Here is a 26583-nt window from a genome sequence, read left to right on the forward strand (position 1 = left end):
GTGTCGGACCAGCTCTTCGACCTCGACGAGACCTGGGGCCAGGTCGTCGCCGAACTCACCGCGGGCTCCGTCGAGGGTGCCGCGCTCTCTCCCCAGCAGCGCGCGTGGGTACGGGTGACGCGCCCCCTCGGGCTCCTCGACGACACCGCGCTGCTGGCCGCCCCGAGCGAGTTCGCCAAGGAGGCCATCGAGCGCGCGCTGCGCGACCCGATCGTCGCCGCGCTCTCCCGGCACATCGGCAGGCCGGTCTCCCTGGCCGTGCGGGTGGACCACAGCGCCCGCCCCGCCCCCGAGGTCGGGCCGAGCACGTCCCCGCTGCCGCGGCTCTCGATGCCGTCGTCCGAGGGCGACCACGCCGGCAACGGTCACCACGGCCCCGACACCGGGTACCTGTCGGCCACCACCTCGTCCCACCGCGCCGAGGCGATCGCCGCGGCCGCCGGGGTCGGGCGCGTGACGCACAACCCGGACCGGTCGCACCCCGAGGAAGAGGTCGACGAGGTCCGCGACGGGCTCGCGGCGGTGCAGGAGATCTGGCCTCCGCGCGGGCCCGGCGAGCCGATGGGCGGGATGCGCGACACCGGCCCCGACCCGGTCCGCGGCGCGCCGCGCTCCCAGACGCGGCTGAACGAGAAGTACACGTTCGACACGTTCGTCATCGGCGCCTCGAACCGCTTCGCGCACGCCGCCGCCGTCGCGGTGTCCGAGGCCCCGGCGCGCGCCTACAACCCGCTGTTCGTCTGGGGCGACTCCGGACTCGGCAAGACGCACCTGCTGCACGCCGTCGGGCACTACGCCCAGCGGCTGTTCGCCGGCATGCGCGTGCGCTACGTGTCCACCGAGGAGTTCACGAACGACTTCATCAACTCGCTGCGCGACGACCGCAAGGTGGCGTTCCAGCGCCGCTACCGCGACGTCGACGTGCTGCTGGTGGACGACATCCAGTTCCTGGAGGGCAAGGAAGGCACCCAGGAGGAGTTCTTCCACACCTTCAACACCCTGCACAACGCGAACAAGCAGATCGTCGTGTCCTCCGACCGGCCGCCCAAGCGGCTGGAGACGCTCGAGGACCGCCTGCGCACCCGCTTCGAGTGGGGCCTGATCACCGACATCCAGCCGCCCGAGCTCGAGACGCGCATCGCGATCCTGCGCAAGAAGGCCGCCGGCGAGCGGATGGCCGCCCCGCCCGAGGTGCTCGAGTTCATCGCCGACCGCATCGAGCGCAACATCCGCGAGCTCGAGGGCGCCCTGATCCGCGTGACGGCCTTCGCGTCGCTCAACCGGCAGCCGATCGACCTCCAGCTCGCCGAGATCGTCCTGCGCGACCTCATCCCCGACTCCCGCCAGTCGGAGATCACCGCGCCGACGATCATGGCGGTGACCGCCGAGTTCTACTCGGTGTCCATCGACGACCTCTGCGGGCCGGGCAAGACCAAGGCCCTCGCGCTGAGCCGGCAGATCGCGATGTACCTCTGCCGCGAGCTCACCGACCTCTCCCTGCCCCGCATCGGCCAGATGTTCGGCAACCGCGACCACACCACGGTCATGCACGCGGACAAGAAGATCCGCAAGGAGATGGCCGAGCGCCGCCGGACCTACGAGCAGGTCCAGGAGCTCACCGCGCGCATCAAGCAGCGCGCCCGCGGCTGAGGCCGCGTCCACGGCCCACTGGCCCCGCTCCGCCCCGCCCAGCGCCTCCCGGGAGACAGCGGACCCGCCGAGAAGCAGCGAACGCGCCGTTCGCTGCTTCTAAGCGCGCAAAGTCCCCGCTCGCTCCCGCACCGCGCCGCCCGCACGGGTCCGGTTCGTCACGCTGCGTCGAGCTCTGCCGCTCCTCGGGCGACGCTGTGTGACCACAGGAAGCACGGGCCTCGCGCCGAGACGTCGCCGATCATCGACGAACACCGAGGTCGGTAGCACATTGCGATCGTTCGACTCCCGATCGACCCACAGCTGGGGACAAGTCTGTGGACATCCGTCCGGAGGCGGTGGAGGGAGATGAGAAAGCAGGCCGTCGCCGGGCTCTGTCCACCGGACACGCCGATCCGTCCCCGGATCCGGGCATCCGCCGCGCCGAGTGATCCCCACGGCGCCGCGCCGCCCCACCTGCGGCGACGTCCCCCGTCCACACCGTGCACAGGACCTATTACTCCTACTGTCTTTCCCTTCTAGGAGAACTACAGAAGAACAGGTGGTGTGGACGGGTCGATCGGCTCGCCGAACGATCGGGGCCGGAGTACCCGATCGGCTCGGATCGGGATCGGGCCCGGAGTGTCGGACCCCTCCTGCACGCTCTACCGTGATGCACCCGCGCCGGGGTGCGTTCCAGCCGGCAGTCCAGACCGCCAGCACCACCTGGCCCAGCACCACCTGGCACAGACCGGCCCACAGGGGGAGGACCCGCGATGAAGTTCCGCGTCGAACGAGACGCCCTCGCCGACGCCGTGGCCTTCGTCGCCCGCAGCCTCCCGAGCCGCGCGCCGGTCCCGGTGCTCGGCGGCGTCCTGCTCGACACCGAGGGCGACGGCACGCTGACCGTCTCGGGCTTCGACTACGAGGTCTCCGCGCGGGTCGAGGTGCCGGCGATGATCGGCGACGCCGGTCGCGCGCTGGTCTCGGGCCGCCTGCTCGCCGACATCACGCGGGCCCTGCCGCCGCACCCGGTCGACGTCACCGTCGACGGGCCGCGCGCCACCATCGCCTGCGGCAACGCCCGGTTCAGCCTCCCGACGATGTCGGCCGAGGACTACCCGCAGCTGCCCGACATGCCGCCGGTCGCCGGGGCCCTCGCGCCCGAGGTGTTCGCCCAGGCCGTCTCGCAGGTCGCCGTGGCCGCCGGCCGGGACGACACGCTGCCGATGCTCACCGGCATCCGCATCGAGATCGACGGCTCGACGCTCACGCTCGCGGCCACCGACCGCTTCCGCCTCGCCGTCCGCGAGTTCACCTGGGAGCCGGGCGAGAGCGCGGGCGGCGGCGAGTCCGGCGAGGTCGCGCTGCTCGCCCCGGCCAAGACCCTGGCCGAGGCGGCCAAGACGCTGACGTCGTCGGGTTCGCGCATCGAGCTGGCGCTGGCGCGCGGCGACGGGCTGCTCGGGCTCGCGGGCGGCGGACGCCGCTCGACGACGCGTCTGCTCGACGCCGAGTTCCCGCGCTACCGGCAGCTGCTGCCCAAGGAGCACACGTCGGCGGCGGTGCTCGAGATCGCCCCGCTCGTCGAGGCCATCAAGCGCGTCTCGCTGGTGGCCGAGCGCGGCACCCAGGTCCGCCTCGAGTTCGCCGACGACACCCTGCGGCTCACGGCGGGCGGCGACGACGAGGGCAGCGCGGAGGAGGAGATCTCCTGCCGCTTCGTCGGCGAGCCGCTGACCATCGCCTTCAACCCCGGCTACCTGCTCGACGGGCTCTCCGCGCTCGGCGCCGAGCACGCCCACCTCTCGTTCACCACGCCCAGCCGCCCCGCTCTGCTGCGCCCGGCGATGCCGCCCGGCGAGGACGCCGCCGCCGCGTCCGGCGACGGTGCCGAGCCCGCCGGCGGCGGCGCCACCGCGGTCGAGCCCGGACCGGGTGACGCCGTGGACGATCTCCCCGAGCCCCGTCCCGGGTACCTCTATCTCCTGATGCCGGTGCGGCTGCCGGGCTGAGCCCGAGCCACCCGGAGCACACCCACCCGAGCGCAGGAGCCGTCCCCCACCGGGCGGCCGACGAGAGGAACGCGACGTGCAGCTGGGGATGGTCGGGCTCGGACGCATGGGCGGCAACATGGCCGAACGGCTCCGGTCCGCCGGCCACGAGGTCGTCGGGTACGCCAACGACGGATCCGGCGACGTGCAGTCGCTGGACGAGCTGGTCAAGGCACTCTCGGCGCCGCGCACGGTGTGGCTGATGGTCCCGGCGGGCTCCGCCACCCACTCGACGGTGCAGAGCCTCGCCGAGCTGCTCGAGGCCGACGACCTGGTGATCGACGGCGGCAACAGCAAGTTCACCGACGACACCGTCCACGCCGAGCTGCTCGGCGAGCACGGCATCCGCTACGTCGACTGCGGCGTCTCGGGCGGCGTCTGGGGCCGCACCGAGGGCTACGGGCTCATGGCCGGGGGCGACCCCGCCGACATCGAGCGCCTGCTGCCGGTGTTCGACGCCCTGCGCCCGGAGGGTCCGCGCGAGGAGGGCTTCGTCCACGCCGGCCCGGTCGGGGCGGGCCACTACGCGAAGATGGTCCACAACGGCGTCGAGTACGGCCTCATGCAGGCCTACGCCGAGGGCTACGAGCTGCTCAGCGCCGGCGGCCCCGTCGACAACGTCGGCGCCGTGATGAAGGCGTGGAGCCGTGGCACCGTGGTGCGCAGCTGGCTGCTCGACCTCATGGTCCTGGCGCTCGAGGCGGATCCGCACCTCGACGCGATCACCGGCTACGCCGAGGACTCGGGCGAGGGCCGCTGGACCGTGGACGAAGCCATCAAGCACGCCGTGCCGGCCCCCGTGATCTCGGCGGCGCTGTTCGCACGGTTCGCCTCCCGCCAGATCGACTCGCCGGCCATGAAGGCGGTCGCGGCCCTGCGCGCCCAGTTCGGCGGCCACGCCACCCACAAGGCGGGCGACGCCGCCAACGAGCCGCCGACGGGCGGCTGACCGGACCCCCTGGGCGAGCGGAGCGAGGGAAGGCGGCCGGGGCGAGCGCTGGGGACGGGAGAGTGGCCCGGGCGAGCGGAGCGACGGGAGAGTGGCCCGGGCGAGCGGAGCGACGGGAGAGTGGATGTACGTCAGACACCTCTCGGTCACCGATTTCCGCTCCTGGGAGCAGGCCGACCTGGACTTCGCGCCGGGGGTCTCGGTGCTGGTCGGCGCCAACGGCCAGGGCAAGACGAACCTCGTCGAGGCGGTGGGCTACCTCGCCACCCTCGCGTCGCACCGCGTGGCCGGCGACGCCCCGCTGATCCGTCGGGACGCGACCTCGGCGAGCATCCGCGCGGTGGCCGTCAACGAGGGCCGCGAGCTCACCGTGCAGGTGGAGATCGCCAGCGGGAAGGCCAACCGCGCCCGCGTCAACCGCTCGCCGGTGCGCAGCCCCCGCGAGGTGCTCGGCATCGTGCGCACGGTCGTGTTCGCGCCCGAGGACCTCGCGCTGGTCCGCGGCGACCCCGGCGAGCGCCGCCGTTTCCTCGACGACCTGCTCGTCGCCCGCGCGCCGCGGTGGGCCGGGGCACGGGCGGACTACGACAAGGTGCTGCGCCAGCGCTCGGCCCTGCTCAAGACCGCCCGCCACGCCCGTGGCGACACGAGCACCCTGGACGTGTGGGACGCCCACCTCGCCCGCGCCGGGGCGGTACTCGTCGCCGGACGCCTCGAGCTCACCGCCGCGCTCGCCCCGCACGTGCGGGACGCCTACGCCGCGGTGGCGCCGGAGTCCGAGCCGGTGGGGGCGCGCTACCGCTCGCGTGCCGAGACGGTGGACGCCCTGGGCGGCGAGGCGGGGCCGTCCACGCCCGAGGAGATCGAGGTGCTGCTGCTCGACGAGATGCGGCGGCGCCGCACCCAGGAGATCGAGCGCGGAGTGTGCCTCGTCGGCCCGCACCGCGACGACCTGGAGCTCACGCTCGGCACGGGTCCGGCGAAGGGGTACGCCAGCCACGGGGAGTCGTGGTCGCTGGCGCTCGCGCTGCGCCTGGGGGCGTTCGAACTGCTCCGGGGCGAGGGCTCCGAACCCGTCCTGATCCTCGACGACGTCTTCGCCGAGCTGGACGCCCGCCGGCGCCGGGCGCTCGCGCGGACCGCGGTGAACGCGGAACAGGTGCTCGTCACCGCCGCGGTGGACGACGATGTCCCGGATGACCTGCAGGGTGCACGTTTCGTGGTCGATTCGGGCACGGTGCGTGAGATGAGCGCGGCGGCGCGGACGACAGGGGGTGCGGCTGGTGGGCCGGACGCGTGAAAACGGTGGAGGTCCTGGGGACAGACCTGTGGATGCTGTGGACAACTCCCCGAACAGATCCCCGGGAGCCTCCCGCGGAGGCCCGGATCCGGGGCGCGAGCAGGCACGGCGCCCCGGAGACGCTGTCCACACACCCGAACGGCGCTCCGACGGGGGCACTCCGGACGACCAGAGCACCCGGGGGACGGGCGAAGAGAAGCGGGGCGCGGACCTCGCCCGCGACGCCCTCGCCGCCGCACGGGCCGCGAGCGCTGCGCGTCGTGCCGCCGGCGGGGGTGCGGCGGGGATCCGCAAGCCGGTGCGTCGCACCGGGACCGGCGTGGGCCGCCCGCGCCGTCGTGGCTGGTCGGGCTCGGGTGCCGACGAGCGCGACCCGCAGATGCTCGGGCGGCTGGCGTCCCGCCTGTCCGGCGATCGCGGGTGGGCGCCGCGCCTCGCGAACGGCTCGGTCTTCGGGCGCTGGGCCGAGCTGGTGGGCGAGGAGGTCGCCGAGCACGCCCGTCCCGTGTCCCTGCGCGACGGCGTCCTCACCGTCGCGGCCGACTCGACGGCCTGGGCCACCCAGCTGCGCCTGCTGCAGCGCCAGCTGATCGGGAAGCTGGCGGCCGGGCTCGGCGACGGGGTCGTGAAGACGATGCGCATCCACGGCCCGACCGCGCCGAGCTGGCGCCGCGGCCCCCGCCACGTCTCGGGCCGCGGACCGCGCGACACGTACGGCTGACGGTCCGCGCAGGCGGTCCGACGACGGGCCGTCAGAGGCGCGCGGGACGCCTCGCGGCCGGTCGCACCCTCCCGATGCCGATTCGTGCGCCGTGTGACGCGCTGAGCCGCGTGCCCGGGCCGTTCTGGGGTGGGTGACCCGGTAGACTGGAGGCAGATGTTCCGCCCGCGCGCGATGCGCACGGGCCGTGTCCACGTGAGGGAGACACCAGAGCCCGTGGCAGCCGCACCGAACTCGGCCCAGAAGAAGAACAACGGGGACTACAGCGCCTCGTCCATCACCGTCCTCGAGGGCCTCGAGGCAGTCCGCAAGCGGCCCGGCATGTACATCGGCTCCACGGGTGAGCGCGGGCTGCACCACCTGATCTGGGAAGCCGTCGACAACTCCGTCGACGAGGCGATGGCCGGCTACGCCAGCAGCGTCTCGGTGACGCTGCAGGCGGACGGCGGGATCGCCGTCGTCGACGACGGCCGCGGCATCCCGGTCGACGAGCACCCGGTGGAGAAGAAGCCCGCCGTCGAGATGGTCATGACCATGCTCCACGCCGGCGGCAAGTTCGACGACAAGTCGTACGCGGTCTCCGGCGGTCTGCACGGCGTCGGCATCAGCGTCGTCAACGCGCTGTCCACCGCGCTCGACGTCGAGATCCACCGCGACGGCCAGATCTGGACCCAGCACTACGACCACTCGGTGCCCGGCACGCTCAACCAGGTCGGCAAGACCAAGAAGACCGGTACGTCGATCACCTTCTGGGCCGACCCGGCGATCTTCGAGTCGACCACCTACAACTTCGAGACGATCTCGCGCCGGCTGCAGGAGATGGCCTTCCTCAACAAGGGCCTCACCATCCACCTGCGTGACGAGCGCAAGCCCGAGGGCTCCGACGCCGACGGCACGGACCTCGACGAGGCCCCGGACGCCGAGGGCTACGTCTCGAAGATCACGGAGCGCACGTTCCACTACCCGGGCGGCCTCGAGGACTTCGTCGCCCACATCAACCACGCCAAGGACCCGATCCACCGCAAGCCGGTGGGGTTCCAGGCGGAGGGCACCGGCCACCAGGTCGAGGTCGCGATGCAGTGGAACTCGGGCTACTCCGAGTCCGTCTACACGTTCTGCAACACGATCAACACCACCGAGGGCGGCACCCACGAGGAGGGCTTCCGCTCCGCGCTCACCGCGACGGTCAACCGCTATGCGCGGGACAAGAAGCTCATCAAGGACAAGGACCCGGCGCTCACCGGCGACGACATCCGCGAGGGCCTCGCCGCGATCGTGTCGGTGAAGGTCGCCGAGCCGCAGTTCGAGGGCCAGACCAAGACCAAGCTCGGCAACACCGAGGTGCGCTCGTTCGTCCAGAAGGTGTGCAACGAGCACCTCGGTGACTGGTTCGAGGCCAACCCGGCCGAGGCCAAGACCATCATCAACAAGGCGGTCGGCTCGGCGCAGGCACGGCTCGCGGCCCGCAAGGCCCGCGAGCTCGTCCGCCGCAAGACGGCCGGCGACCTCGGCGGCCTGCCCGGCAAGCTCGCCGACTGCCGCAGCAACGACCCCGAGCGCAGCGAGGTCTACATCGTCGAGGGCGACTCGGCAGGTGGCTCGGCCAAGTCCGGTCGCGACTCGATGTTCCAGGCGATCCTCCCGATCCGAGGGAAGATCATCAACGTCGAGAAGGCCCGCATCGACCGCGTCCTCAAGAACAACGAGGTCCAGTCGATCATCACGGCGCTCGGCGCGGGCATCCACGACGAGTTCGACCTCAGCAAGCTGCGCTATCACAAGATCGTGCTGATGGCCGACGCCGACGTGGACGGCCAGCACATCCGCACCCTGCTGCTGACGCTGCTGTTCCGGTTCATGCGCCCGCTCGTGGAGAACGGCCACGTGTTCCTGGCGATGCCTCCGCTGTACAAGATCAAGTGGGGCGGCCGGAACGCCGAGCCGGAGTTCGCCTACAGCGACCGCGAGCGCGACAGCCTGATCGAGGCCGGTCGGGCCGCCGGCAAGAAGATCAACAAGGACGACGGCGTCCAGCGCTACAAGGGCCTCGGCGAGATGAACGCCAAGGAGCTGTGGGAGACCACGATGGACCCCGAGACCCGGCTGATGCAGCGGGTCACGCTGGACGACGCCGCCACCGCCGACGAGCTCTTCAGCGTGCTCATGGGCGAGGACGTCGAGTCCCGGCGTTCGTTCATCACCCGCAACGCGAAGGACGTGCGCTTCCTCGACGTCTAGTCGAGGGCGAAGTCGAGCCTCCGAGGGCCCGGGCGCCGCGGGATGTTTCCCGTGGAACCCGGGCCCTCGTCCGTGCGGGGTGTGTGGAGTGTGCAGGCGGCCCCGTCCCGGAGGCCCGCCGTCGTGCACACGGCCCAGTTCCGGGACGGGTTCTTTGCCGATGCTTGACCTTGTCGGGGGCTGGTCGTTCCATGACCGGGCACCCCGACGACGAGGAGCACGCCATGGTCACCGACGCCTCCGGGCCCGACACCGTCGGCGGCGACCGCCCCGGCCCCTCACTGCGCGTTCCCCGCAAGGTCGCCCTGGCCAGCCTGGTCGGCACGACGATCGAGTGGTTCGACTTCTTCATCTACGGCACCGCGGCCGCGCTGGTCTTCGGCAAGCTGTTCTTCCCGTCCGCCTCGCCCACCGCCGGCACCATCGCCGCCTTCGGCACGTTCGCGGCCGGCTTCCTCGCCCGGCCCTTCGGCGGCGCGGTGTTCGCGCACTTCGGCGACCGGGTGGGCCGCAAGCCCATGCTCGTGTGGTCGCTGCTGCTCATGGGCGTGTGCACGGTCGCGATCGGGCTGCTGCCCAGCTACGGCGCCATCGGCGTCGCGGCCCCGATCCTCCTCGTGGTGCTGCGCATCGGGCAGGGCTTCGGCGTCGGCGGGGAGTGGGGCGGTGCCGCGCTCATGGCCGTGGAGAACGCGCCGCCGAACCGTCGCGGCTTCTACGGGAGCTGGCCGCAGGTCGGCGTGCCGCTCGGCCTCGTGTGCGGCACGGGGGCGTTCCTCATCCTCGACCTCACGTTGACCGAGGAGCAGTTCCTGTCGTGGGGCTGGCGCGTCCCGTTCCTGGCCAGCGCCGCGCTCATCGCCGTCGGGATGTGGATTCGCCTGACCGTGGCCGAGAGCCCGGTCTTCCGCGAGTCCATGGAGACGAAGTCCGCGGCGCGGATGCCGGTGGTGGAGGCGTTCCGCACCTACCCGAAGGAGATCCTGCTCGCCGCCGGGTCGTTCCTCGCCACCAACGCGACGTTCTACGTCGGCTCGGTCTGGCTGGTCTCCTACGCCACGACGAGCCTGGGCTACGACCGCACGGAGATCCTCGCGGCGAACACCGCGCTGTCCGCCTCCGACATCCCGATGATCCTGCTGCTCGGCCTGCTGTCGGACTACGTGGGCCGACGGCGGATGTTCCTCGCCGGCATGGGGCTGCTCGCGGTGTTCGGCATCCCGTACTTCCTGTTCGTGGGCACGGGGAACCTCGCGCTGTTCATCCTCGGCGGCCTCGTCGTGCAGGCCTGCCGCAGTGCGGTCTACGGACCGCAGTCGGCCTACTTCGCCGAACAGTTCCCCACCCGCCTGCGCTACAGCGGCGCCTCGTTGGCCTACCAGCTCGCCTCGATCCTGGGCGGGGTCGCGCCGACGATCTGCGCGGTGCTGGTGGCCTGGACGGGCAGCCTGATGTCGGTCGCCGTCTACGTCGTGGGGATGGCCCTGATCTCCCTCGCGTGCTCGTACGCCATGACCGAGACCCTCTCCCGCGGCCTGCTCGACGACCCGCGGGCGCCCCAGGACGCCACCGCGGGGCGCTCCGCCGGCTGATCCCCGGAGGCGGTCACGAACGCGGTCACGGACGCGCCGCCGGGGGAACCGGGAGCGCGTCGGCGTCGTCGGTAGAATCGGGTGGTTGGGTCCTCGGCCGTGCTGGTCGCGGGCCCGGTGAACGGGCCGCCCCCCTCGAGACGACGCGGTGTCCGCCGCGCCCGGGGCGCCAGAAGGGGAGACCGACCGCGTGACCGAGACGACCCTGCCTCCTGACTCCGGCGAGCGCATCGAGCCGGTCGACATCCAGCAGGAGATGCAGCGCTCCTACATCGACTACGCGATGTCGGTCATCGTGGGTCGGGCGCTGCCACTGGTGGAGGACGGGCTCAAGCCGGTCCACCGCCGCGTCCTGTACTCGATGTACGACTCCGGGTTCCGGCCCGACCGCAGCTACGTGAAGTGCGCCCGCGTCGTCGGCGACGTCATGGGCAACTACCACCCGCATGGCGACTCGGCGATCTACGACGCCCTCGTGCGCCTGGCCCAGCCGTGGTCGATGCGCTATCCGCTGATCGACGGCCAGGGCAACTTCGGGTCGCCGGGCAACGACCCCGCCGCCGCCATGCGCTACACCGAGTGCCGGCTGACGCCGCTCGCGATGTCGATGCTCGCGGACATCGACGAGGAGACCGTCGACTTCGCGGACAACTACGACGGCCGCACCCAGGAGCCGACGGTCCTCCCGGGCCGCGTGCCCAACCTGCTGATCAACGGCAGCGCGGGGATCGCCGTCGGCATGGCCACCAACATGCCGCCGCACAACCTGCGCGAGGTGGCCGCGGGCGCGGTGTGGGCGCTCGACAACCCGGAGGCCTCCGAGGAGGAGACCCTCGAGGCCCTCATGGGCTTCATCAAGGGCCCGGACTTCCCCACGGCCGGCCTCGTCGTCGGCACCGACGGCATCGAGTCGGCCTACCGCACCGGCCGCGGCTCGATCCGCATGCGCTCGGTGGTCGAGGTCGAGGAGGACGCCAAGGGCCGCACGATCCTCGTGGCGACCGAGCTGCCTTACCAGGTCAACCCGGACTCGCTCATCGAGTCGATCGCGACGCTGGTGCGCGACGGACGCATCGCGGGCATCGCCGAGATCAACGACGAGTCGTCGGACCGCGTGGGCCGCCGCATCGTCATCACGCTGCGCCGCGACGCCGTCGCGAAGGTCGTGCTGAACAACCTCTACAAGCACACGCAGCTGCAGTACAGCTTCGGCGTCAACATGCTCTCGATCGTCGACGGCGTGCCGCGCACCCTGCGGCTCGACCAGATGATCCGGCACTGGATCCGCCACCAGATCGACGTCATCGTCCGGCGCACCCGCTACCGCCTGCGCAAGGCCGAGGAGCGGGCCCACATCCTGCGCGGTCTGGTCAAGGCGCTCGACGCGCTCGACGAGGTCATCGCCCTCATCCGCGCGTCGGAGACCGTCGACGTCGCGCGCTCCGGCCTGATGGACCTGCTCGAGATCGACGACATCCAGGCGCAGGCGATCCTGGACATGCAGCTGCGTCGCCTGGCCGCCCTCGAGCGCCAGAAGATCATCGACGAGCTGGCCGAGATCGAGGAGACGATCCGCGACCTCGAGGACATCCTCGCCCGCCCGGAGCGGCAGCGTCAGATCGTCCGCGACGAGCTCGGCGAGATCGTCGAGAAGTACGGGGACGAACGCCGGACCCGGCTCGTCGGCTACGACGGCGAGGTCGCCGACGCCGACCTCATCGCGGTCGAGGACGTGGTCGTCACCATCACGCGCACCGGCTACGCGAAGCGCACGAAGACCGACCTGTACCGCGCGCAGAAGCGGGGCGGTCGCGGTGTCCAGGGCGCGACGCTCAAGCAGGACGACCTCGTGGCGCACTTCTTCGTGTGCTCCACGCACGACTGGCTGCTCTTCTTCACCAACAAGGGCCGGGTCTACCGGGCCAAGGCCTACGAGCTGCCCGAGGCCAACCGCAACGCCCGCGGCCAGCACGTGGCGAACCTCCTCGCGTTCCAGCCCGAGGAGCAGATCGCCCAGGTCATGCACATCAAGGACTACGACGCGGCGCCGTACCTGGTGCTCGCGACGAAGGCCGGCCTGGTGAAGAAGTCGCGTCTGACCGACTTCGACTCCAACCGCGCCGGCGGCCTGATCGGCATCAACCTGCGCGAGAGCGACGAGCTCGTCGGCGCGGTGCTGTGCTCCGGTGACGACGACCTGCTGCTGGTCTCCGCCGAGGGGCAGTCGATCCGATTCACGGCCACCGACGACGCCCTGCGTCCGATGGGCCGGGCGACGTCCGGCGTCACCGGCATGCGCTTCAACTCCGGCGACGAGCTGCTCTCGCTCGGCGTGGTGCGCGAGGGGACGTTCCTGCTGGTCGCCACCGGCGGGGGCTACGCGAAGCGCACGCCGATCGACGAGTACCCGGTACAGGGACGCGGCGGCAAGGGCGTGCTGACCCTGCAGTACGACCGGCGTCGCGGGACGCTGGTCGGCGCCCTGATCGTCGAGCTCGACGACGAGCTCTACGCGATCACGACGAACGGCGGAGTGATCCGGACGACGGCCAAGTCGGTGCGCAAGGCGGGTCGTCAGACGAAGGGCGTGCGCCTGATGAACCTCGGGGAGAACGGCACCCTCCTCGCCATCGCGCGCAACGCCGAGGAGGCGGCCGATCCCGACGCGGGCGGCCCGACCTCCCCGCCGCAGCCCTGATCCCGTCCCCTGATCCCGTCACCGACCGACGAGACGAGTCCTCGTGAGCACACCGAGCAAGCCGGACGACCCGGACCCCGCCGCGACGTCGGAGACGTCGGGCAAGGGTGGGGCGCGGACGAGCACGGAGGAGCCGGCTCCGGAGACGGAGCGGGGCGGAGTTCGACCCGCCGGCGGCTCGGAGAGCCCGAACGCGGAGTCGACCACCCGGGTGCCGGCCGTCGAGGAGGACAAGGGCTCGGCGGACGGCGACCAGGCCGAGGCGACGGGCACCGAGCCGACGCCCGGTGAGTCGTCGTCGGCGGCGGAGACCGCCGGCGAGCCGACGTCCTCCTCCGGCGGGTCGGCCGGCCCGCCGCCGCCGTGGCAGCGGGGCGGCGCGGCCACCGGTCCGCCGTCGGGTCCCATGCCGAACGCGGGGCGACCCGGCCCGCGTCCGGCCGGCCCGCCCACCCCGGCCGGCGGCCAGCCGCGCGTCGGCGGTCCTCCCGGTGGCGCCCACCCGCCGTCGGGGCCGTTCCAGCGACCCGGCGGACCGGGACCGCAGGGCGGCCAGGGCGGTCCGGGCGGTCCCGCCAACGGTCGTCCTCCGCAGGAGGGCATGGGCACCCCGGCCGGCGGCATCACCGCCGCCGTGCGGACGTCGACGCCCACTGGGACCGGCCGACCCGGCGGCACGGGTGACGGCGGGGGCGCCGGCCAGCCGGTCTCGTCGGGTATCGACGCACCCACCAACCAGCTCTCCCCGGAGCAGCTGGGGCTGCGCGGCCGCGAGTCCGACGAGCCGCGCCGCGAGCCCGACGACGTCGCCGAGCTCGCGGCGGGACGTCCCCGCACCAGCAAGGCGCCCCGGCGGGCGAGCCTGCAGGTCCGGCGCTTCGACCCGTGGTCGGTGCTCAAGCTCGCCCTCGTGCTGGGCGTCGCGCTGTTCTTCGTGTGGATGTTCGCCGTGGGCGTGCTCTACGCCGTGCTCGACGGCATGGGCGTGTGGGCGCAGCTCAACGGCACCTACCAGGACCTCACGTCGGACTCGGGCGGCGGCGGCGAGCTGATCACCGCCGGCGGCGTGTTCGGCGTCGCGGCGGTCATCGGCGTCGTGAACATCATCCTGTTCACCGCGCTCGCGAGCGTCTCGGCGTTCATCTACAACATCTCCGCCGACGTCGCGGGAGGCATCGAGGTCACGCTCTCCGAGCGCGACTGACGGCCTCGGGGCGGGTGCTCGGCGCCCGGTGCCCGTCGGGTACCGTGGCGTCCGCACTCGGGTTCGTTCCTGCGAGGGCCCATAGCTCAGTTGGTTAGAGCGCGTCGCTGATAACGACGAGGTCGCTGGTTCAAATCCAGCTGGGCCCACCCACTCGGTGCCACCTCACCGGACACGAGAACGGCCCCGGAGCATCGCGCTCCGGGGCCGTTGTCGTGTGCGTGTGCTGCGGGGTCAGCCCGAGAACGACGCGGCGTGGTCGGAACCCTTGCGCTGGGCCTCCCAGGCCTCGACCACGTTGTTCGGCACGCGGCCGCGGTCGGAGACCTCGAATCCCTGGCCCTTGGCCCACTCGCGGATCTGCTTGGAGGTCTCGCGGTCGTAACCGCCGGGGGACGTCGCCCGCGGGGTGCCCGTACCGGCGCCCGAACGACGACGGCCGTTGCCGCCGGCGGAGGAACGCCGACCGCCGGTGCGACGCGCGGCGGCGACGTACTCCGCGAGGGCGTCCCGGAGCCGGGCGCTGTTCTTGTCGTCGAGGTCGATCTCGTACGTCACCCCGTCGAGCGCGAACTCGACCGTGGTGATGTCCTCGGCCTCTTCGCCGGTCAGGTCGTCGACCAGGGTGACGATGGTCTTCTGGGCCATGGCGGGCGTGACTCCTCACTTGTCCATGGAATCGACGCGGTGTCGTTCGATGTCACTCGACATTAGCAAAGGAAAGGGCTCGTGTTCGCACCGCACTCCTTTCGTGCCGTGGACGTCACTCCCCGGGCGCCAAATACGAGACCAGACCGTTCAGCCCGGCGCCGAACACATCGCGGCCGAACAGAGTACAGAGCTGCTCGCTCTCGGCGAGGTGGCAGTCGAACACGACGCCCCACACGACGAAGGATTCCCCGGTCGTGGTCACGGGGAAGACCCGGATCGTGGATCGGTAGTCCTCCACCGGGAACGGCGAATCGAGGATCGCGTACGTCAGACGTCGTTCCCGGTCGTCGAGGGCGACGAGTCGTTCGCGCACGGTTCCGCCGTCGCCGAGCGTCAGACGGCGCACGGCGCCCACCTGGTCACCGCGCAGGTCGCCCTCGATCTCGCTGGCCTCGATCGCGGGGACCCAGGCCGGCAGACCGTCGAAGTCGCGGACCACCCGCCACACCGTGTCGACGTCGGCGGGGATGATGGCGGTACTGGTCACCTCGGGCATCAGGCGTGCTCCTCGCTGCTGTCGGTGGTCGGTCGCAGGGCGACGAACGCCCGGGTCGTGGCGGTCAGGGCCTGCTCGGTGGGCAGGCGTTCCATGCTGCTGGCCCCGTAGAAGCCGTGGCAGGTGCGCGTGCGGGACAGGACGTACGCCGCATCCTCGGGCGACGAGACGGGACCGCCGTGCACGAGCACGAGGACGTCGTCGCGGACCTCGCGGGCAGCCGCCGCCCATTCGTCGACGAGTGCGACGCAGTCGTCCAGCGACTTCGCGGTCTGCGCGCCGATCGATCCGCCGGTGGTGAGACCCATGTGGCACACCACGATGTCCGCGCCGGCCGCGGTCATCGCACGGGCGTCGTCGACGGAGAACACGTAGGGCGTCGTGAGCAGATCCTCGTCGTGCGCGGCGGCGACCAGCTCGACCTCGCGGTCGAACCCCATCCCGGTCTCCTCGAGATTCACCCGGAAGGTGCCGTCGATGAGCCCGACCGTCGGGAAGTTCTGGATGCCGGCGAAGCCGAGTTCGCGCAGCTCGCGCAGGAACCGTGTACGCAGCAGGAACGGGTCGGTGCCGTTCACGCCGGCGAGCACCGGGGTGTGACGCACGACGGGGATGACCTCGCGCGCCATCTCCACCACGATGTCGTTGGCGTTGCCGTAGGCGAGCAATCCGGCGAGCGAACCCCGCCCGGCCATGCGATATCGGCCGGAATTGTAGATGACGATGAGGTCGATCCCGCCCTCCTCCTCGCAGCGCGCGGACAGGCCTGTTCCGGCGCCGCCCCCGACGATCGGCTCGCCGCGATCGACCTTGGCGCGGAGGCGCTCGACGATCTCGGCGCGGGTCACGGGCGTCCTCCGGTGATCTCCTCGAGCGCGGCGACGAGGGTCGCGGCGAACTCGGGGTCGTTGACGTGGTGCGGGCTCTCGACGATCCGGTGGTCGTCGTCGACGCGGAAGCGCTCGCGCAGGGTGTCGAACAGCGCGGCGTCCGCCTCGGCGTCGGCGAAGGGCATGCCGGGCGCGTCGAGGGCCGAGACGCCGCCGGTCGGCAGGACGAGGCGCACCGGCCCGGGGCAGGCGTTGAGCTTGTCGGCCAGGAACCCCGCGGCGGCGCGGCACTCCTCGGGGGTCGTGCGCATCAGGGTCACCTGGGCGTTGTGGTCGTAGAGCGTCCGGCCCCGGAACCGCTCGGGCACGGTGTCGGGCGCCCCGAAGTTGACCATGTCGAGCGCGCCGACCGACCCCACCCACGGCACGCCGGTGCGGGCGATCGCACCGAGACGGTCCTCGGTGGCGGCCATGATCCCGCCGACGACGAGGTCGGCGATCTCGGTGGTGCTGACGTCGACGACGGCCTCGACGAGCCGGTCGTCGACGAGCTTCTCCATCGCGCGCCCGCCGGTGCCGGTGGCGTGGAAGACGAGGCAGTCCCAGCGGTCGGCGACCGCCTCGGTCACGGCGGTGACGCACGGCGTCGTGACCCCGAACATCGTCAGCCCGAGCGCGGGCTTGTCCTGGGCTTCCGGCACGGGCGCCGCGATGGCCCCGCCCAGGGCGTGCGCGGCGTTGGACAGCACCCGCCGGCTGATCCGGTTGAGCCCCGCGACGTCGGTGACCGAGTACATGAGCGTGAGGTCCACCGAGCCGACGTACGGCGCGACGTTCCCCGAGGCCACGGTCGACACCACGATCTTCGGGACGCCCACCGGCAGACGCTGCAGCGCGGGCGTCACGAGGGCCGTGCCCCCGGATCCGCCGAGCGCGAGCACGCCCGCGAGGTCGTCGCGGGCCGGTAGCCACCGCTCCAGCGCCTCGCTCATCGCCGACACCGAACTCCCGCGGTCGCCGGTGAACGCCTCCGCGCCGGCCACCTCGTGCGGCCCGACGTCGGCGCTCGTGGCGTCGGGATCGGAGGTACCGACGTCGACCGTCGTCACCTCGTGGCCCGCGTCCCGCAGGAGCCCGGCGACGTAGCGCAGCTCCTCGCCCTTCGTGTCGAAGGTGCCCACCACGTAGGCACGACCCGTCCCAGCCATCCGCGCTCCCGTCCACGACGCCGTCGTCCGCCGGGACGGTTCCTACCGCCCGCGCCCGGTCCCGCGCGACCGGCAGGCGGCGCCGGGCCCTGAGGTACCGTGAACGGGTCGTCGACGGGAGGGGTGCGGTGAAGACCGTCGTTGCTCTCGCCCTGGCTGCCGGGGCCGCCCTGCTGCTCCGACGACAGCGGGACCAGAACCCCGCCAAGGAGGTCTGGCGCGACGCGACGAGGCCGTCGACGTCGTCCTAGGCCCCTCGGGGACGTAGCTCAATTGGCAGAGCACCGCCTTTGCAAGGCGGGGGTTGAGGGTTCGATTCCCTTCGTCTCCACCTCTTTGACCAGCGAAAACGCCCGTCGAAACGATCGTACGGGTCCGGACGTGGCACGAGATCGCGGCGATGCTCGTCGTCGACTCAAGCCACATCGGTGGACGGCGTTGACGTTCCGGCCTGCCAGGTGTGCTGCGCCCTCGGCACGAGTCGAGACGTCAGCGGCAACGCTCGGTGCTCTTCAATGCGGGTCAGCAGACGTGTCGTCGAACGCCGATCATCGGCGGTGACTTCCGAGAGAACCAGCGCGTGACGTAGGCGCCCTGCTCTTCTGGGCGGTCATCGCGGTCGGCGTGGTCACGAGCCGGGCACCCCGATCCCGGTCTCTCGGTAGGACGCGAGGGCGACTGTAGGCCGAGTCGCCGCCACCACTTCTCCCACGGCACGTTCGGCGGAGCGGACGGCGCCTTCCAGGTAGCCCTCGAACTCCGGCGCCGCTTCGGTGCCGGCCCAGTGCACGCGGCCCACGGCCTTGGTGGTCGCGTCGGTGTAGGCGGTCATGACGCCGGGGGCTCGGGTCGAGACGCAGCCGGAGATCCACGGTTCGTGGACCCAGTTCTGTTCGAGGACGCGCACCGGGCGACCGGCGTCGGATCCGAACAGGGTCTCGAGGTCGGTCAGGAGCGCCGCTCGTCGTGCTGTCGAGTCGTCGAGGATCTCGTCGGGCCCGGTGGTGCCGACGAAGGAGAGCAGGATGCCGATGCTGGCGTCGGGGGGCGAGTTGTCGATGACGTAGTGCGCGACCGGGAGGTCGGTGACCGCGGCTCCGTTCAGGCCCTGGTCGCGCCAGAAGGGCCGGTCGTAGACGGCGAAGATCTTGCTCTCGGTGCCGTTGTGCCACACCCGCTGCAGCGCGGCCCGTCGGGTCGGGAGGTCCGGGGTGAAGCGGATGCGGTCGGCGTCGGCCGGGGTCATGGCGACGATGGCCCGCTGTGCGCGGACGTCCAGCCGGGCCGAGCGCACGAGGACCTCGTCGTCGGTCTGGTGGATCTCGGTGACCGGTGAGTCGAGGACGACGTCGTCGCCGAGTCGGTCGGCGACCACGAGGGATGGCCTCTGGGAGCCGCCCACGATGCGGGTCTCCTGGGCGCCGTTCTCGGTGTTGAGCATGAAGTCGATCCCGCCCGAGGTCCTGATCTGGTGAAGGACCTTGAGCAGCGAGATGCGGTGCGGGTCCTCGCAGAACACCAGGGAGAACCCGAAGGTGAACATCTGCTTGGCCTCGTCGGCATGGCAGTGGGTGTCGAGCCAGTGCCCCAGGGTGGTGCCGTCCCACTCGACGGCTCTGGGGGCCGTCCACGGCGTCGCGACGGGCACGTGCTGGGCCATCCGCTCGAGCCGCAGTTGCGCCTGGACGAAGTCCAGCATCGCCCAGGGCCGCATCGGGGGGATCGTGCCGCCGAACGTCCGGCGCCGCCCGCGGTGCAGGTAGAGCGTCTTGCCCGCGGTGTGGGTGGGGAACGTCGCGAGCCCGAGGTCGGCGAGGAGGGCGAACATCCGCTCGTGCTTGGCGCCGATCCACTGGCCACCGCCCTCGGTGACCACGTCGTCGCCGACGTCGAGGTCGCGGGTCCGACCGCCGACGCGGGTGCCCGCTTCCAGCACCCGGACGGAGAGTCCGCGTTCGACCAGTCGAAGGGCGGCGGTGAGCCCGGAGAGCCCGGCGCCGACCACGACGACGTCGGCGCGCACCTCCTCGTGGTGGGTGTCGGTCATGGGATCTCCGTTCGACGGCACCGCTGAGGTGGGTGCGCGGGTGGGACTCGGTCAGGCGCGCCGGGCGGACCGCGAGGCGAGGACCGAGGACAGGAACTCGATCTGGTCGGCGAGGACGCGCTGTTGCCATCGGCCGGTGTAGACGTCGAAGTGGTCGACGGGGTAGCGGTGTACCTGGGCGTCGGGTCCGGCCAGGCGCGCCGTGCGCAGGGCAGCCGCGGGTGGGGCGACACGGTCGTCGGTGCCGATCTGGAACAGGATCGGGCACGTGGTGCGGGAGGCGGAGGTCGTGGGCCGGTTGAGCGCGGCGTCGAGGGCGGTGCGGGCGCAGACCTCGTTGCGCCAGGTCGGGCCGGCCGTCGAGGTGTAGGCCTCCAGGGCGCCCGGGGCGGTGATGATGGCGGTGTCTCCGGGTCGGGCGACGATCGGGATGTGGTGGGGCGGGAGCCCGGCGAGCGCGTGGGCCGCGTCGCGCAGCCCGTGCCCGGTGGCGCGCAGAAGCAGGCCGATGCCCGCGGTTCGGCCGATCTGGACCAGGGAGGCGAGGCCGTCGGTGGCGGGGGTCAGCGCGATCGCGGCGGCGACCCGACGGTCCTGGGCGGCCACGGCGACGACGTGACCGCCGGCGTAGGAGGTGCCCCACAGGGCGATCCGGTCGCGGTCGACGTCGGGCAGGTGGCGGGCGGCGTCGAGGGCGGCGTGGTAGTCCTCGCGCTGGCGGCGGAAGGTCACGTGCTGGCGGGGTGTGCCGGTGGAGTCGCCGAAGCCTCGGTAGTCGAAGACCAGGGTGTCGAGGCCGGCGTCGGCGAAGGGTCGGGCGAAGGTCAGCAGCCCGGAGTCGCGGGTGGCGCCGAAGCCGTGGGCCATGACGACGCAGGGTCGTCCGCGGGGTCCGGCGAGGGCGTCGGTGGTGGCGGGGACGTGCCAGGCGGCGCACGTCGCGCCGTGGCTGGGGAAGGTGATCGTGTGGGTGGGGGTGCTCGGTGCGGTCACGCCCTCACGACCTGTCGGGTCGTGGTGAACGTCAGGGCGTCGTCGTCGACCGGGCCGTGGCGGAGTCGTTCGACGTCGCGCTCGTAGGCCATCGCGGCGGTCCAGGGGCCACGGGTCCCGGCTCGGGGGAAGGCCCCGACGCCGCGCTGGACGTAGCCGGCGGTCAGGTCCAGCAGCGCCGTGCGCTCCATGTCGGGGTCGTCGAGGACGGGGCGGACGACGTCGAGGTCGCGGGCCTCCATGTGGTCGAGCAACCGGCAGAAGTGCTCGGCGACGAGGTCGACCTTGAGCGTCCAGGAGATGTTGGTGTAACCGAGCGCAAAGGCGAGGTTGGGGACCCCGGAAAGCATCATCGACCGGAAGACCGTCGTGTCGGGCAGGTGTACGACCTCGCCGTCGACGCGCAGCTCGATCGCGCCGAAGGCCGACATGCGCAGCCCGGTGGCGGTGACGACGATGTCGGCGGCGAGCTCCCGGCCCGAGGCCAGCAGGATGCCGCGCGGGGTGAACCGTGCGATGCGGTCGGTCACCACCGAGGCCCGGCCCGTTGAGAGGGCCGCGAACAGGTCGCCGTCGGGCACGATGCACAGCCGCTGGTCCCAGGGCTGGTAGTTCGGGGTGAAGTGGGTGTCGACGTCGAAGTGCCGAGGCAGCTGCCGCCGCACGTTCGCGATGAGCAGGCGCCGCAGCAGGCGCGGGAAGCGTCGACAGGCGCGGAAGAGCCCGCGGTGCAGCGCGATGTTCTTGCGCCGGACGAGCCGCGAGGTGCGTTCCGGGCCGAGCAGCGGGGTCAGGGCGGCCGCGAGGCGGTCCCGCGCCGGGACCGAGAGCACGTAGCTCGGGGAGCGCTGCAGCATCGTGACGTGGGCGGTGCGGTGCGCCATCGCGGGGATCAGCGTGACCGCGGTCGCGCCGCTACCGATGACGACGACCTGCTTGCCGGTGTGGTCGAGGTCCTCCGGCCAGTGCTGCGGGTGGACCACTCGCCCAGCGAAGTCCTCGACCCCGGGGAACTCCGGAGTGTGTCCGGCGGCGTAGTCGTAGTAGCCGGTGCCCACGAACAGGAAGCGGGAGGTGAGGTGCCGCTGCTCGCCGGTGTCGCTGCGCTCGACCGTGACCGTCCAGTGCCCGGTGGCGGAGGTGAAGTCCGCTCCGAGCACCCGGTGGCCGAGGCGGATGTGCTCGTCGACCCCGTGCTCGGTGGCGGCCCGCCGGAGGTAGTCGGCGATCACCGGGCCGTGGGCGACCACCGCGGGGTCGGTCCACGGTCGGAAGCCGTAACCGAAGGTCGGCATGTCGGAGTCCGATCGGATGCCGGGATAGCGGAACAGGCTCCAGGTGCCGCCGATCTCCTCGCGCGCCTCCAGGATCGCGAACGACGTCCCTGGTCGCCGAGTCGTGAGCTGGCACGCCGCGCCGATCCCGGAGATGCCCGCTCCGATGATCAGGACGTCCACGTCGGGAGTCGTCATGGTCTTCTCCGTCCCCACAGGGTCATGACCGAGCAATCACGAACTCGAATCGTATTCGAGTCTAGAACCGTCACGAGGGCTCGTGTCAAGCTGGTGATGTGTCCTCTTCCGATCTGCGGTCGGCTCCGTCGGAGACGGCCGGCCTGACTCGTCGCTCGCCGGCGCAGCGGCGCAGCGCCCAACGGATGGAGGCTCTCCTCGACGCGGCCGAGGAGCTGCTCGCGGAGCAGGGCTACGAGGCCGCGTCGCTCAAGGCGATCGGGCAGCGGGCGGGCATCCCCGTCGCGTCGGTGTACCACTACTTCGCTGATCGCGGTCAGGTCGAGGCCGAGCTCGTCCAGCGCCACATCACCGTGGTCGGCGAGCGCCTCGCGCCCGCCCTCGGCGGTCCTGCGCAGGACCATGCCGAGCCGCCGACCATCCGCGCGGCCCTCGACGCCGTGATCGACCCGATCCTGGCGTACTTCCGGGAGTCGCCCAGCTTCATCGAGCTCTGGCTCGTCGGACGCAGCGCAACGCTCTCCGATCTCGCCCGCGCCTTCGACGTCTCCCAGGCCGAACGACTCGGGCGGTTCCTCCGCGAGCACGGCCTCATCGCCGAGGACACCCCGCCCCTCGCCCTGGAGCTCTGCTTCGAGGTCGGCGACCGGCTCTTCGACGTCGCGTTCCGTCAGGGCCGCGCCGGCGACGACGCGGTCATCGAGGAGATGCGCCGGCTGCTCACCGCCTACCTCGAGTCCTACGCCCCCACGGGCTGACACCGATCCCGACGACGGCGTTGACATCGAGATGGCCTATACCGCAAAGTCCCGAACACGATTCGAGTTCGGATTGAACGGAGCAGACGCGTGAGCGAAGAGAAGGTCGTCTTCATCGGAGCCGGCGGCGAGATGTGCCGCGTGGCGGTCGAGCGCTTCGCCGCCACGGGCGACGCGCACCTGGTGCTCGCCGACATCAACAGCGAGGCCCTCGAGAAGGTGACGAGCACCCTGCCGCCCGGCCGTGCCACCACCACGACGCTCGACCTCTTCGACCCTGCGAGCCTGAGCAGGGCCATCGAGGGGGCGTCGCTGGTCGTGCTGGGCGCCGGGCCCTACCAGCGCACCGCCGAGCCGGTGATCAACGCGTGCCTCGAGGCGCGGATCCCGTACCTCGACTTCGACGACGACGTCGAGAGCACCGACGCCGCGCTGAGCCTCCACGAGCGCGCCCAGGAGGCCGGCGTGCCCTGCTACATCGGCTGCGGCGCCTCGCCGGGCATGAGCAACGTGATGGTCCTCGATGCCGCCGCCGACCTCGACAGCGTCGACACCCTCGACATCTGCTGGCTGGTCGGTGACGAGCGGCCCGGTATCGGCCGAGCCGTCCTCGAGCACCTCATGCACATTGCCGCCGGACCCTGCCTGACCTGGGCCGAGGGCAAGCCCACCGTCAACGAGACCTGGGTCGAGACCGCCTACGCCCCCATGGGCGGAGGCGCGGGCGAGACCCTTCTCCACGAGACCGCCCACCCCGAGGCCGTCACCGTGCCCCGGCTCTACCCGAACGCCACACGCATCCGGGTGCTCGGTGGGCTGGACCCGGCCCCGTTCAACGGCATCGCCCGCGGCCTCGCCAAGGCCGTCCGCCGCCGATCGCTACCCCTCGACGCCGCCGTCGACTTCCTCGTCGACCTCCTCGACGGCAAGCCGGGATCCCTCAAGGGCTGGCGCCACGCCCTCGCCGGCATGGTCGAGCAGGTCCGCACCGGCGAGTGCACCACCGGCGAGGTGCTCGACTTCCTGATCTCCTCCGCGCGTGGCAAGACCGCGCCGACCTACCGCGGCGGTCTGCTGGTGCGCGCCATCGGCGCGCGCGACGGGCGACCCGCAGTGTCTATCAAGCGCACCCCGACCAGCGGGGCGGGCACGTTCCTGTTCAAGGACATGGCCGCGATCACGGGCACAGCGTGCGCCGCGTTCATGACCATGGCGCTGGACCTCGGCCGTGAGCGCCCCGGCGTCTTCGCCCCGGAGGACTGGGCGCAGCCGGAGGCGTTCTACAAGGCCCTCGAACGGGTCGGCACCCCGCGAGCCGAGATCATCGAGTCACTGACTCCCAGCGCGTCCTCCATGGCTGAGGTCTGACAGCAGACCCTGCGGCCGCGGGCGTCAAAGGCCGGGTGGCACGCCGCGTGGCACGCCGCGTGGCACGAAACGAGGGTTACCGGCGATGCTGAGGAGCATCGAGCGGCCTGCTGCGGGGACGTTGTTGCTGGTAGAGGCCCTGGACTACACGGTCGCCCATCTTTGCGTCGAGCGACGCCTCGGCGCCGAGGGCCTCGGCGAGGGCGACGGTCTCAGCGAGATCGTCGGGTGTCGCCGCGACGCGGGTCCTCGAGCCGGCCGGGACGTCGTCGTGATGGCACAGCGTGTTCCTCCGGGTCGACGGCTCAGGGTCGGCGGCTGTTCCTCGTGTCGGTCGTACGCGCCGGTCAGTACAGGGCGGCCAACCGTCGCTCGGCAGCCAGTCGGTCGGTGACCGCGACGACGTCGGTCACCGCTCCGTCCAGCACGGTGAGCAGCCCGGAGGCGTGGAGCGTCGCCGGAAGGCCACGCAGGTGATCCCGGCGATCCAGCCCACCCGCGTAGACGCCCCGGATCGCGACGTGGAACGCGACGCGCTCGCCGGCTCCGAACAGATCGAGGACCTCGGTGTCCGGGTTGCTGAGGAGCACCCGACGAGGCGGGGCGTCACGCTCGTCGTCCAGGCTCCCGATGGAGACCTCGAGGAGGCGGTTCCGCGTCAGCCAGTGGTGCGCAGCCTCCTCGGCTCCAGGTGCGGGCGTACTCGAGGGCCCGCTCCACGGGTCGAGGGCCGGGGCGCCGACGCGGCGGGGTGTGCCGAGTTCCTGCTGGGTGCGGCGCGCGTAGTAGTCCTGCTCGACCCGGCACTGCGTCAGGCGCTCGCCGTTCCATCGGTAGAGACTCACCCCCTGCCAGGACGCGGCGCCGCCGTGCAGGGTCGAGCGGCCGTGCTCGGTGAAGTGCAGCGCGGCGCGGTCCTCGCCAAGCACGAGATCGTGCACGGTGAAGCCGAGACCCGGGAACTGCCGGTACTGCTTGCGCGTGGCCGGGATGTACTCCTCGTCCCGGCCACGCAGCTCCACGTCACCCATGTGCAGCACGTAGTCGTCGACCATGAGCTCGCGGCAGACCGCGAAGTCATGTGCCGCGGTGTAGGCGAAGGCATAGCGACGCAGGAGCGCTGCCAGCGGATTCAGGCCGTCGACGGATTCCACCGGACCTCCTCATGCGCCCAAACAGGCGGCTGGTAGGAGGGTAGGCCGGCGCGTACTGGACGAACAGCCGGACGATCGATGCAGGCTTGTGTGAGCCGCCCAAACGACCGTATGTTTGATACGCCGTCCCCGGTCGAGAGGACCTCCCGTGCGCGTCGTCGTCGCCAGCAAGATCGTCCCCCACGACCCCGCGAGTGGGGTGGAGGTCGTCGAGCGCGACGATCCGCAGCCCGGCGCCGGGCAGGTCCTCGTCACGGTGCGGGCGGCCTCGCTGAACCACCACGACCTCTGGTCGCTGCGGGGCGTGGGCGTGACCGAGGACCGGCTGCCGATGGTGCTCGGCTCCGACGTCGCGGGCGTCACCGAGGACGGGCGGGAGGTCGTCGTCCACGCACTGGTGGCCGACCCCATCCGCGGGGGCGGGGACGAACTGCTCGACCCGCGCCGCGCGATGCTCGCGGACGCGCAGCAGGGCGGCCTCGCCGAGCGGGTCGCGGTCCCGGAACGGAACGTCGTCGTCAAGCCGGCGTCGTTGACCTTCGTCGAGGCCGCCTGCCTGCCCACGGCGTGGCTGACCGCCTACCGCATGCTCTTCGTGCGCGGGGATGCCCGCCCAGGCCGAACGGTCCTGGTGCAGGGCGCGAGCGGTGGGGTCGCCACAGCCGCCGTGGTGCTCGCCCGCGCGGCCGGACTGCGGGTCTGGGTCACCGGGCGGACGCCGGAGAAGCTGGAGAAGGCACGCGCCCTCGGCGCCGACGGCTGTTTCGACTCCGGTGAGCGCCTCCCGGAGCGGGTCGACCTCGTGATCGACACCGTCGGCGAGGCGACCTGGGAACACTCGGTGCGCTCGGTGCGGCCCGGCGGCGTGGTCGTGGTGGCGGGGGCAACCGCGGGAGCCACGGTGAAGACGGATCTTTTCCGCTTGTTCCTGCAGCACGTGTCGGTGCACGGCTCGGCGATGGGGCGGGTCGACGAGCTACGCGATCTGCTGGCCCTCTGCGAGTCACGAGGGCTGCGACCCCACGTCGACTCGACGTACAGCCTGGACCGAGCGCCGGAGGCCTTCCGGAGGCTCGCGGACGGCCATGCCTTCGGGAAGGTCGTCCTCACCCCCTGACCGTCCAGGTCGAGACCCGTCCGCGATCCCCATCTCACCGAGGA

General features: G+C 71.9%; 21 protein-coding genes and 2 tRNA genes. 15 read left to right on the forward strand and 8 right to left on the reverse strand.

Going from position 1 to position 26583, the window contains the following annotated elements:
- The 10 genes from dnaA to ACQPYN_RS00050 all read left to right on the forward strand — a co-directional run bounded on the left by dnaA (window position 1) and on the right by ACQPYN_RS00050 (window position 14534).
- Entirely contained in the window at window positions 1–1650 is a 1650-nt protein-coding gene (gene dnaA / locus ACQPYN_RS00005) for a chromosomal replication initiator protein DnaA (RefSeq protein ID WP_433031694.1), read from the forward strand.
- 755 nt (window positions 1651–2405) lie between these two features.
- Window positions 2406–3644 carry a DNA polymerase III subunit beta gene (dnaN, locus tag ACQPYN_RS00010; RefSeq protein ID WP_274187559.1) on the forward strand — a complete coding sequence of 413 codons (1239 nt, stop codon included), beginning with the start codon at window positions 2406–2408 and terminating at the stop codon, window positions 3642–3644.
- 76 nt (window positions 3645–3720) lie between these two features.
- Window positions 3721–4632, forward strand: coding sequence for a phosphogluconate dehydrogenase (NAD(+)-dependent, decarboxylating) (gene gnd, locus ACQPYN_RS00015; RefSeq protein WP_433031698.1), 912 nt, complete (start codon window positions 3721–3723; stop codon window positions 4630–4632).
- A gap of 124 nt (window positions 4633–4756) precedes the next feature.
- Window positions 4757–5932, forward strand: coding sequence for a DNA replication/repair protein RecF (gene recF, locus ACQPYN_RS00020; protein WP_433031701.1), 1176 nt, complete (start codon window positions 4757–4759; stop codon window positions 5930–5932).
- A gap of 298 nt (window positions 5933–6230) precedes the next feature.
- On the forward strand, window positions 6231–6653 hold the full coding sequence (locus tag ACQPYN_RS00025; protein ID WP_433031704.1) for a DciA family protein: 423 nt from the start codon (window positions 6231–6233) through the stop codon (window positions 6651–6653).
- A gap of 216 nt (window positions 6654–6869) precedes the next feature.
- A complete protein-coding gene (gene gyrB / locus ACQPYN_RS00030; RefSeq protein WP_433031707.1) occupies window positions 6870–8891 on the forward strand; it encodes a DNA topoisomerase (ATP-hydrolyzing) subunit B in 2022 nt (673 codons plus the stop codon).
- A gap of 191 nt (window positions 8892–9082) precedes the next feature.
- Window positions 9083–10483 carry an MFS transporter gene (locus ACQPYN_RS00035; RefSeq protein ID WP_433031710.1) on the forward strand — a complete coding sequence of 467 codons (1401 nt, stop codon included), beginning with the start codon at window positions 9083–9085 and terminating at the stop codon, window positions 10481–10483.
- A gap of 190 nt (window positions 10484–10673) precedes the next feature.
- Entirely contained in the window at window positions 10674–13181 is a 2508-nt protein-coding gene (gene gyrA / locus ACQPYN_RS00040; protein WP_433031713.1) for a DNA gyrase subunit A, read from the forward strand.
- Between the two features lie 406 nt (window positions 13182–13587).
- Complete coding sequence (locus ACQPYN_RS00045) at window positions 13588–14385, forward strand: DUF3566 domain-containing protein (RefSeq protein WP_433039155.1); 798 nt, start codon at window positions 13588–13590, stop codon at window positions 14383–14385.
- Between the two features lie 75 nt (window positions 14386–14460).
- Window positions 14461–14534 (forward strand) — tRNA-Ile (locus ACQPYN_RS00050).
- An 85-nt stretch (window positions 14535–14619) separates the two neighbouring features.
- Here ACQPYN_RS00050 and ACQPYN_RS00055 read toward each other — a convergent pair.
- The 4 genes from ACQPYN_RS00055 to ACQPYN_RS00070 form a co-directional block, all read right to left on the reverse strand.
- Complete coding sequence (locus tag ACQPYN_RS00055) at window positions 14620–15033, reverse strand: histone-like nucleoid-structuring protein Lsr2 (protein ID WP_274187552.1); 414 nt, start codon at window positions 15031–15033, stop codon at window positions 14620–14622.
- 115 nt (window positions 15034–15148) lie between these two features.
- Complete coding sequence (locus ACQPYN_RS00060; RefSeq protein ID WP_433031717.1) at window positions 15149–15592, reverse strand: SRPBCC family protein; 444 nt, start codon at window positions 15590–15592, stop codon at window positions 15149–15151.
- Window positions 15592–16440: a phosphoenolpyruvate hydrolase family protein gene (locus tag ACQPYN_RS00065; protein ID WP_433031720.1), complete on the reverse strand. Its 849-nt coding sequence runs from the start codon at window positions 16438–16440 to the stop codon at window positions 15592–15594. Before ACQPYN_RS00065 ends, ACQPYN_RS00060 begins: the two co-directional genes overlap by 1 nt.
- The gene (locus ACQPYN_RS00070; RefSeq protein ID WP_433031723.1) at window positions 16437–17630 is read right to left on the reverse strand and encodes a Tm-1-like ATP-binding domain-containing protein; all 1194 of its coding nucleotides are present in this window, start codon (window positions 17628–17630) and stop codon (window positions 16437–16439) included. Before ACQPYN_RS00070 ends, ACQPYN_RS00065 begins: the two co-directional genes overlap by 4 nt.
- A 128-nt stretch (window positions 17631–17758) precedes the next feature.
- Between ACQPYN_RS00070 and ACQPYN_RS00075 the strand changes: the two genes are divergently transcribed.
- Both ACQPYN_RS00075 and ACQPYN_RS00080 read left to right on the forward strand, forming a co-directional pair.
- Window positions 17759–17881: a DLW-39 family protein gene (locus ACQPYN_RS00075; protein WP_328303813.1), complete on the forward strand. Its 123-nt coding sequence runs from the start codon at window positions 17759–17761 to the stop codon at window positions 17879–17881.
- A gap of 7 nt (window positions 17882–17888) precedes the next feature.
- Window positions 17889–17961 (forward strand) — tRNA-Ala (locus tag ACQPYN_RS00080).
- A gap of 297 nt (window positions 17962–18258) precedes the next feature.
- Here ACQPYN_RS00080 and ACQPYN_RS00085 read toward each other — a convergent pair.
- From ACQPYN_RS00085 to ACQPYN_RS00095, 3 genes are read right to left on the reverse strand one after another with little or no spacing between them, the layout of a single operon-like run.
- Complete coding sequence (locus ACQPYN_RS00085; RefSeq protein ID WP_433031726.1) at window positions 18259–19677, reverse strand: flavin monoamine oxidase family protein; 1419 nt, start codon at window positions 19675–19677, stop codon at window positions 18259–18261.
- Between the two features lie 51 nt (window positions 19678–19728).
- Window positions 19729–20670, reverse strand: coding sequence for an alpha/beta hydrolase (locus tag ACQPYN_RS00090; RefSeq protein ID WP_433031729.1), 942 nt, complete (start codon window positions 20668–20670; stop codon window positions 19729–19731).
- Entirely contained in the window at window positions 20667–22142 is a 1476-nt protein-coding gene (locus tag ACQPYN_RS00095) for a flavin-containing monooxygenase (RefSeq protein ID WP_433031732.1), read from the reverse strand. The genes ACQPYN_RS00090 and ACQPYN_RS00095 overlap by 4 nt, the downstream gene beginning before the upstream one ends.
- Before the next feature lie 185 nt (window positions 22143–22327).
- Here ACQPYN_RS00095 and ACQPYN_RS00100 point away from each other — a divergent pair, with 185 nt between their 5' ends.
- On the forward strand, window positions 22328–22900 hold the full coding sequence (locus tag ACQPYN_RS00100) for a TetR/AcrR family transcriptional regulator (RefSeq protein ID WP_433031735.1): 573 nt from the start codon (window positions 22328–22330) through the stop codon (window positions 22898–22900).
- Between the two features lie 90 nt (window positions 22901–22990).
- Window positions 22991–24268 carry a saccharopine dehydrogenase family protein gene (locus ACQPYN_RS00105; protein ID WP_433031738.1) on the forward strand — a complete coding sequence of 426 codons (1278 nt, stop codon included), beginning with the start codon at window positions 22991–22993 and terminating at the stop codon, window positions 24266–24268.
- Between the two features lie 347 nt (window positions 24269–24615).
- Here ACQPYN_RS00105 and ACQPYN_RS00110 read toward each other — a convergent pair whose 3' ends face one another.
- On the reverse strand, window positions 24616–25422 hold the full coding sequence (locus ACQPYN_RS00110; protein ID WP_433031741.1) for a nuclear transport factor 2 family protein: 807 nt from the start codon (window positions 25420–25422) through the stop codon (window positions 24616–24618).
- 148 nt (window positions 25423–25570) lie between these two features.
- Between ACQPYN_RS00110 and ACQPYN_RS00115 the strand changes: the two genes are divergently transcribed.
- The gene (locus tag ACQPYN_RS00115) at window positions 25571–26539 is read left to right on the forward strand and encodes a zinc-binding dehydrogenase (protein WP_433031744.1); all 969 of its coding nucleotides are present in this window, start codon (window positions 25571–25573) and stop codon (window positions 26537–26539) included.
- The last annotated feature ends 44 nt before the right edge of the window (window positions 26540–26583 follow it).

Origin of the sequence: Actinomycetospora sp. CA-053990 (genome assembly GCF_050948445.1) — a bacterium.
In the GTDB taxonomy this organism is placed as follows: domain Bacteria; phylum Actinomycetota; class Actinomycetes; order Mycobacteriales; family Pseudonocardiaceae; genus Actinomycetospora; species Actinomycetospora callitridis.